The sequence below is a fragment of the Actinoplanes oryzae genome (assembly GCF_030757795.1).
Lineage (GTDB): Bacteria > Actinomycetota > Actinomycetes > Mycobacteriales > Micromonosporaceae > Actinoplanes.
This window is the reverse complement of record NZ_JAUQWH010000266.1, coordinates 1-7,779: the sequence shown is the minus strand read 5'-3', so window position 1 is coordinate 7,779 and position 7,779 is coordinate 1. Positions and strand designations below refer to the sequence as shown.

Genomic DNA, 7,779 nt, shown 5'->3' with positions numbered 1-7,779 from the left:
GCCGGGGGTCGGGGACGGTCTCCCTTGACTGACAGCGGGGAATCTGGCCGGGATGTCCGGCGGCCCGCCTGTGACTACTTCACGAGCAACCAGAACTGATCCCGGTTCGTGGTCGGGACACGGTCGTACTGCTCGACCCAGTAGCCGTTCCAGGTGCCGTCGGCGAACGGCGGGCCGAGGTCGTCACCGAGCAGTTCCATCACCTTGCCGGAGTTCCGGTTCTCGATGGAGACCTTGCCGTCGCCCTCGTCGGTCAGCTTCCACTGCTGCGACACGGCGCTGCTGTTCTTCGCCACGACGACCACCTTCGCCCGGTTCGCCGTCGACTTGCCCTCCAGGGCGAGCGCCTGCCCGGTGAGGTCGTTCACGATCAGGACGTAGCCGGCGGCCTTCGCCTTCGCGATCCGCCAGTACTGGCCCTTCTCGTTCTTGTTGTTCCAGAGCTCGATCCGGGTGTTCGCCGCCGTGGCCGCACCGTCGGGCACCTCGAGCACCGCGCCGGCCCAGGCATTGCGGATCTGATAGCGGGCGTCCGGGTCGAAGGCGACCGCCGGAGTCTTGGACGGCGTCGCGGTGGCCGACGCGGACGGCGTCGGAGTCGGCGTCGGCGACACGGACATGGGCGAGGAACTCGGCGCCGGCGATGTGGGCGCCTTGTTGCTCGGCGAGGCGGACGGCGACGGTGACGGTGCCGGCTTGGTCCGGTTGTGCAGCCGGGAGTCCTTCTCGTAGCCCCCGACGTACTGCTCGACCCGGTCGGCCAGCTGCGGGACGGTGCCCCGCGGCAGCCCGGCCGCCTGCCGGATGACGCCGAGTCCCCATTGATAGGCGCCCAGCGCCAGCTTGTACGGGTCGGTGCCGCCGAGCCCGGTCAGCTGGTTGGTCATGTCGCACATGGCGGTGCCCATCGCGGGGATCGCGTCGTCCGGGTTCCATCGGGAGGCCGCCGCGCCCGGCCGGTACTCCTCCCAGAGCTCGTCGGAGAACTGGGCGATGCCCGCCGCGCCGTCGGCGGACCGGAGGCTCGGGTTGAAGCCGGACAAGGCGCGCAGCTGCGCGGCCACGCGGGCCGGGGTGACCGTGGGGCAGATCCGGCCCGCGGCGTTGATGTCGGCGACGAGGTCGGCCGGCACCGGCTCGGGCGAGGGGGCGGCCGATGTCGCCGCCGCTGTCTTGCCGATGGTGAACTGAGGCTGCTCGGCGTACCAGTAGGAATAGGCGGTGACCTTGGCGACGTACGTCTCGGCCGACCCAGGCACGCCCTTGGCCGCGACGACCGCCGGGAGTCCGGCCTTCTCGGCGGCCAGCGCCGCCGACCAGAGGTCGCCGTCGACCTTCGCCGCCCGCAGCTCACCGACGGCCTCGCAGGTGCGGTGGGCCACGGCGAGAATGCCGGCCTCGTGGTCCTTGCGGTCGGCGCCGGCGAAGGGACGCCACTTCGACCAGGCCGCCTCGTCCATGCCGGACAGGCCGCGGTTGCTGCCGTCGGTGCCGAAGGCGGTCGCGGCCATCACCTGGGCCGCCAGCTTCGGCGGGGTCAGGGCCGGGCAGGACAGCGCCGCGGCGACCAGGTGAGGCACGTCCTCCGCGGGTACGGGCCGTCCCTCGAGCTTCTCGGCGTCGGCGATCGCCGGGACCACGTCGAGGGCCAGGGCGCCGCACACGACGACGGTCAGGGCCAGAGCCACTACTTCGGTCCGGCCGCGGATGTTCGCCGGCATCCGCCGCCACAGCGATCGTGGCGTAGCGCGTTCAGTCATGGGTCCACTCATCTGCTCGTTGGATCCGGGGAAAGGGGTGGTGCGCTATCCAGACGACGCATCGCCGTCACCGGTTCATGGCCGTACGTGTTTTTCTGACTGGGGGCGGGCCTCGAAGCCGCGCTCGGTCAAGGCCTCGCGCAACGCCCGCAACGCGTAGAAGGTGCGCGACTTCACGGTGCCCGGCGGCACGTCGAGGATCTCCGCGACCTCGGCCACCGACCGCTCCTGGAAGTAGATCTCGACGAGGGTGATCCGCAGGCGCTCGGGCAGCGAGTCCAGGGCCGCGCGCACCTCCAGGGCCTCCAGGGTCCGCTCGATGGGATCGTCGGTGCCGGCGTGGGCCTCGATGTGCTCGTCGGACAGCTCGGCCGGTCGCGCCGCCCCGGCCCGGAGCTGATCGATGAAGATCCGCTTCGCCACGGTGAAGAGCCAGGCGCGGCTCCACCGCCCGTCGGCGTGGCGCTGATTCGGGTGGGACCAGGCCCGCAGCAGCGTCTCCTGCATGATGTCCTCCGCCCGCTGCGCGTCGCCGTTCGTCAGCCGGGTCAGGAAGCCGCGCAGCACCGGACCGTGCACCTGCTCCAGGTGCCGCAGCGCGGCCTCGTCGGTTGCCGCCCGGTCGGACGGTTCCGGCAGCCCTGTCATGTGATTCGGGATGTCGGCCGGTCCCCGGGGGCGCCACTGCGCCGGGGCCGGTGGGGGCCTGCCATGAGGAGTGAGGTCAAGGCATGTCCCTTCGGCTCGGCGGCGGGGCTCTTCCGTCCCCCGTGGACGACGAGCGGCCCGGCGATCGTGTTCACCGCGCGCCGGCAATTTCCGCGGCCCGGGTCGCCCGGCTCAGGCCCCGGGCTCGTCCAGGTCCTCCACCATCGCGAGGAGATGCCGCCTCACGTCCTCCAGCGGATGCCGGGCGATGCGCTCCCGCCAGGCGGTCAGCTCGGGCCGGCCTCCGGCGTCCTCGGCCTGCCAGTCGTACGCATGCCTCCCCGAGCGGATGTCGTCGAGGATCGACATCCGGGGCCCTCCGGTAGACAGTGGGTCCGCTGTACGACGGCCGGTGAGGCGTAGCTGTTCACGGACTGTTGCCGGAAGGCGCCCGGTTCCGGCTTCGTCCCACGCGCGCGGAACGGCGCCGGTGCGCAAGCGGTTCACCTGCGGGCTGAGTCGTGACTCACGGGACGACAGTGCCCGCTCCGCCATAGGTTGGAGAGATGAACGCCCTGGAGCTGACTGATTACCGTGCCGCCGTTGCGCGGATGTACCTGGCAGACACCGATCTGAAGGAGTTCCGAGCCCAGCGCGACGAGCTCTTCGCCACGCACCCGCAGTCGGCCATCCCGCCCGCCGAGCGGGCCACCTTCACGGGCCTGCGCTACCTGCCGCCCAACGACGACGCGATAGTCGAGGCCACGCTCCGCCCGGCCGACGGCGAGATCGACATCGACACCGGCGGCGCGGACGGTGTGGTCCACTACCGCCGCGCCGGCATCCTCGAGACCCCGCTCGGCGAGCTCTCCCTCTGGTGGATCGCCGCCTACGGCGGAGGGCTCTTCCTCCCCGTCCGTGACGGTCTGTGCGGCCACGGCGCCTACGGCGGCGGTCGCTATCTCACCGACACCGTCAAGGGCACCTTCGGCCGGGGCCTGCAGATCCTTTCCGGCAACCGAGTACGGCTGGACTTCAACTATCTCTACAACCCGTCGTGCGCCTACGACGATGCCTGGCAGTGCCCGCTGGCCCCGCCGGAGAACCGCCTCGACGCCACCATCGAGGCCGGAGAGCTGGTCTATCACGAAGGCTGGGAAGGGCGGGTCCCGGAGGTCAGCGGAGCCTGAGGGTGGCGCAGGGCGCGACGCACGGCAAGCGCCAGCTGCAGCCCAGCCGGCGTGTACGACTCGCGGGCCGGGATCGGCCGCACCGGCGCTCGCGTCTCCAGGGATGGTGGCCGTCGACATGAACGGTCCGGCCCGGCCGGCCGTCGTACCCACGACAGCATCGGAAGTGCAAGGAGACGTGCGTGGAACCCAATCGCTTTTCCGGACAGGTCGCCGTGGTCACCGGGGGCGGATCCGGCATGGGCGCGGCCATCGCCCTGCGGCTCGCCGCGGAAGGCGCGACGGTCGTCATCGCCGGGCGCGACTCCGGCAAGCTCGAGCAGACCGCCGGGCAGGCACCCGAGGGGAGCACGATCGTCGCGCGCGCAGCGGACGTACGTGACGAGGCAGCCGTCGCCGAGCTGATCGACGGGACCGTCGCGTCGTACGGCCGCCTGGATGTTCTCGTGAATTGCGCGGGCGTCAGTGATGTCGGCCTCTTCGAGGACCTGGCCGCCTCGACCTGGCACGACATCATGGCCGTGAACGCGTCCGCGGTCTTCCACACGGCCAAGGCCGCGATCCCGCACCTGAAGAGGACCCGGGGCAACATCGTGACCATCGGGTCGTCCAACGCCCTGCGCAACAACTACGGTCAGGCCGCTTACGGCGCTGCCAAGAGCGCCGCGGAGAGCCTCAGCGCGAGCATCGCGATCGAGCACGCCGCGCACGGCGTCCGTTCGAACACGGTGCACCCCGGGTTCATCTTCCCGACCGGGATGACCGGGCCGATCGCGGATCTGCCCGGCGACGTGCTGGACATCTACAGGTCGCACATCCCGATGCGCCGCACCGGCACACCCGAGGAGATCGCCGCCGTCGTCGCCTTCCTGGCCAGCTCCGAAGCCAGCTACGTCACCGGCGCGACCGTCACGGTCGACGGCGGGCTGAACCAGGTCATGCACCTGCCCCCGACCGCGACACCCCGGCCGCTCGCGCCCGGGGCCTGACCGGTGAGCCGCTCCCGGCCCGATGCCGCGGCACCGGGCCGGGAGCGGTGAGTGCGCCGGCGTACCTCTGTCAGCGGTCGCGGAGGAGGTCGGCGGCGCGTTCGGCGAGAGCGATGACACTCGCCTGGGTGTTCGCCCGCGGCACGGCCGGGAACACCGAGGCATCGACGACGTGCAGGCCCGCGACGCCGCGCACGCGCAGATCGGGGCCGACCACCGCGTCGCCGTCCGTACCCATGCGGGCGGTGCCGGCCGGGTGCCAGTACGTGTTGGCGGCCGCGGCGATGTAGGAGTCCAGCTCCTCGTCCGTGGCCCGCGCCGGAAGATCCAGCGCGGCCTCCGTGACGTCGGCCAGCGGCTTCGCGCCGAAGAGACGCAGGACGGCTCTTGCCCCGGCCCGGAGCCGTGCCGCGTCGTCCCCGGCGGTGAGATAGGCGGGGTCGACCACGGGAGGTCGACGCGGGATCGGTGTACGGGATCCACGAGGTCGCCCGCCTCCAGCAGCAATACGGTGCTCGAGGGATCGGCGCTGAGCCGGGCGGCCAGGACGCACCCCGCGCTGCCCGCACCGATCACGATGTAGTCGACGACGTCGGGCAACGGCCCCTCGACGTGGTCGCTTCGAACAGCCATGCCACTTCTGCCTTTCACCAGCGAGCCCAGGACGCAGCGGACAAGCAGCCGACTGCGTGCATTCCCCGTTCGACGGAGCCGCGGGCCCTGGTGTTCACGTTTCAGTGTTGTCCGGGGCGGACCAGGCCGCTTTCGTAGCCGAAGACCACGGCGTGGACGCGGTCGCGCAGGTTGAGTTTGGTGAGCACCCGGCTGACGTGGGTCTTGGCGGTCTGTTCGGAGATGACCAGGGTGGTGGCGATCTCGGCGTTGGAGTGGCCGGTGGACATGAGTTCGAGCACCTGCCGTTCGCGGGCGGTGAGCATGTCGAGGATGCCGGGCAACGTGGGGTGCCGGCGTGGATGGGTCTCGATGAAGCTGGCGACGAGTCGTTTGCTGATGCTGGGCGGCAGCAGGGCCTCGGTGTCGGCCATGAGGTGGATGGCCTGGATCAGTTCGGTGGGCTCGCAGGTCTTCCGCAGGATGGCGGCCGCCCCGGCGCTGAGCGCCTCGTAGAGGCAGTCGTCGATGTCGGATTCCGTCATGACCAGCACGCGCACGGCGGAGCCGCCGGGGGGCTGGGACCCCATGATGTCGCGGGTGGCGGCGATGCCGTCCAGCCGGGGCATCTGCGTGTCCATCAGGACGACGTCCGGGCGCAGGTCGCGGCACTGCTCGACGGCGCTTTGCCCGTCCCTGGCCTCGCCCACGACCGTCAGCTCGGGGTGCTGGGCCAGGACGGTGCGCAGGCCGGCGCGCACGAGCGGCTGATCGTCGGCGATCATGACGCGAATCATGGCGGGATCCTTCTAGGGTGCGGGATTGAAGAAGGGATCCCGCGCCATGGTCCGGTACGCCGAGAGCGTGGCCGGGGACGAATCGATCATCATGACGACAGCGTGACAAACCGATCATGAGCGGACGATGAAGCGGGGCAGCTCCAGTTCCACCAGTGCGCCTCGTCCCTCGGCGGCTGCCACGTACGCTCGCCCGCCGTGCAGCTCGGCGACCCACCGGACGATGGCCAGGCCGATGCCGACGCCGCCGCGGCCGCCGGTCACGCGGTCACCGAAGACCCGGTCCCGGTCCGGGCCGGGGATCCCCGGCCCATGGTCGCGGACCGCCACCTTGCCGCCCGAGACGCGCACCTCGACACCGGACGGTTCGCCGGCCACGGTGCCGTGGCGCAACGCGTTCTCGACAAGATTCCGGATCGCCTGGGTCAGCAGGTCGGGGTCGCCGAGCACGACGGTCGGCTCGGTGTGCAGCGACACGGGCGCGTCCCGGTCCGGCAGCTCGTCCACCACCTGCTCGGCCAGCAGGTCCAGCCGCAACGGGGTCAGCTCCAGCTGCCGGGTGCCGGCGTCGATGCGGGCGCGGCTGAGCAACCCGGACACCAGCCGGTCCAGGTGGTCGACCAGCCGCACGGCGTCCGGCAGCGCCGCTGGCGGGCCGGCCCGGCCCTCCAGCGTCACGCGCAGGACGGCCAGCGGGGTACGCAGCTCGTGCGCCGCCTCGGCCAGGAATTGTTCCTGCTGCTCCAGCGCCCGTATCGAGGGGCGCATGCTCTTGCCGGACAGCACGTGGCCGATCCCCGCGCAGGTCAGCACCAGGACGGCGCAGCCCACGGCGAGCCAGAGAATCAGCTCGTCGTGGGTCCGTTCCGCGGGCTCCGGATCGATCGCGATCAGCACGACCGCGCCGATCTCGTCGGTGCCCCACACCGGGGCGGTGGCCCAGCGCAGCTCCCGCCCGTCGAGCCCCGGAGCCGTCGCCAGCACCGGTTCCTGCCGGCGGACGGTCGCCGTCCACAGATCGTTCAGCCGGCTCCGCCCGGGAAGCGCACTGTCTTTCCGTGGACGTTGCCAGCGGACAACGATGCCACCGGGCGGGGTTCGCTGCAGCACCGCGGTCACGTCCGACGCGGTCGCCAGCTCGTCCTCGGCCAGCGGCTCCAGGTGCAGAATCCCCCCATCGATCCAGACGGCCCGGGACAGCGCCGAGGCCCGGCCCCGCAGCTCCGCATCGATCTCGTGGGCGTTGGCGCGAGCGTCGATCCCGGCGGCGATGAGCAGCAGCGTGACGAGCGAGACCGCACACACGAAGACGTACAGCAGCGTCATCGCCCACCGCATCCGCCGCAGCCGTACGGTGGCGGGGCGGGCGCGGTTCACGCCGAACCGCGGATGCGGTACCCCACGCCCCGGAGCGATTCGATGGGATCCGGCGGCCCGAGCTTGCGGCGCAGCTGACGGATCACCACGTCGACCACGTTCGAGGCGGGGTCGCTCATCTCGTCCCAGCAGCGGTCGATCAGCTCGCTCCGCGTGACCGCCTCCCCGGCGCGCAGCATCAGCGCCTCGAGCACGGCGAACTCCTTGGCGGTGAAGGTGAGCAGCACACCCGCGCGCCGGACCCGGTGTGTCGGGACGTCGAGGGTCAGGTCTCCGACGGTGAGTTCGGGCAGCCGCGGGGGCTGGTCGCGCCGGCACAGCGCGCGCACCCGGGCGACCAGCTCGGCCATGGCGAACGGTTTGACCAGATAGTCGTCGGCGCCGTGCTCGAAGCCCGAGACCCGGT

At 71.5% G+C, this 7,779-nt stretch carries 9 protein-coding genes and 1 pseudogene; 2 read left to right on the top strand and 8 right to left on the bottom strand.

Annotation, left to right across the window (positions count from 1 at the left end; genetic code table 11):
• Window positions 1-74 precede the first annotated feature (74 nt).
• The 3 genes from RBH18_RS41950 to RBH18_RS41940 form a co-directional block, all read right to left on the bottom strand.
• Window positions 75-1,760, bottom strand: a complete 1,686-nt coding sequence (locus RBH18_RS41950; protein ID WP_306216089.1) for an RICIN domain-containing protein — start codon at window positions 1,758-1,760, stop codon at window positions 75-77.
• 75 nt (window positions 1,761-1,835) lie between these two features.
• Window positions 1,836-2,408, bottom strand: coding sequence for a sigma-70 family RNA polymerase sigma factor (locus tag RBH18_RS41945; protein WP_306216088.1), 573 nt, complete (start codon window positions 2,406-2,408; stop codon window positions 1,836-1,838).
• A gap of 192 nt (window positions 2,409-2,600) precedes the next feature.
• Complete coding sequence (locus RBH18_RS41940) at window positions 2,601-2,777, bottom strand: hypothetical protein (RefSeq protein ID WP_306216087.1); 177 nt, start codon at window positions 2,775-2,777, stop codon at window positions 2,601-2,603.
• A 197-nt stretch (window positions 2,778-2,974) separates the two neighbouring features.
• Between RBH18_RS41940 and RBH18_RS41935 the strand changes: the two genes are divergently transcribed.
• Both RBH18_RS41935 and RBH18_RS41930 read left to right on the top strand, forming a co-directional pair.
• Entirely contained in the window at window positions 2,975-3,598 is a 624-nt protein-coding gene (locus RBH18_RS41935; RefSeq protein ID WP_306216086.1) for a DUF1684 domain-containing protein, read from the top strand.
• Window positions 3,599-3,780: 182 nt separating this feature from the next.
• Entirely contained in the window at window positions 3,781-4,587 is an 807-nt protein-coding gene (locus RBH18_RS41930) for an SDR family NAD(P)-dependent oxidoreductase (RefSeq protein WP_306216085.1), read from the top strand.
• 70 nt (window positions 4,588-4,657) lie between these two features.
• Here RBH18_RS41930 and RBH18_RS41925 read toward each other — a convergent pair whose 3' ends face one another.
• The 5 genes and pseudogenes from RBH18_RS41925 to RBH18_RS41910 form a co-directional block, all read right to left on the bottom strand.
• Window positions 4,658-5,035, bottom strand: coding sequence for a GMC oxidoreductase (locus RBH18_RS41925; RefSeq protein WP_372339072.1), 378 nt, complete (start codon window positions 5,033-5,035; stop codon window positions 4,658-4,660).
• Window positions 5,036-5,073: 38 nt separating this feature from the next.
• A pseudogene (locus tag RBH18_RS44230) lies at window positions 5,074-5,220 on the bottom strand (lycopene cyclase family protein); the annotation flags it as partial.
• A gap of 101 nt (window positions 5,221-5,321) precedes the next feature.
• Entirely contained in the window at window positions 5,322-5,996 is a 675-nt protein-coding gene (locus RBH18_RS41920; protein WP_306216083.1) for a response regulator, read from the bottom strand.
• Window positions 5,997-6,110: 114 nt separating this feature from the next.
• Window positions 6,111-7,373 carry a sensor histidine kinase gene (locus tag RBH18_RS41915; RefSeq protein WP_306216082.1) on the bottom strand — a complete coding sequence of 421 codons (1,263 nt, stop codon included), beginning with the start codon at window positions 7,371-7,373 and terminating at the stop codon, window positions 6,111-6,113.
• A partial coding sequence (locus tag RBH18_RS41910; protein ID WP_306216081.1) for a winged helix-turn-helix domain-containing protein occupies window positions 7,370-7,779 on the bottom strand: 410 nt, incomplete at its 5' end. The genes RBH18_RS41910 and RBH18_RS41915, both read right to left, overlap by 4 nt.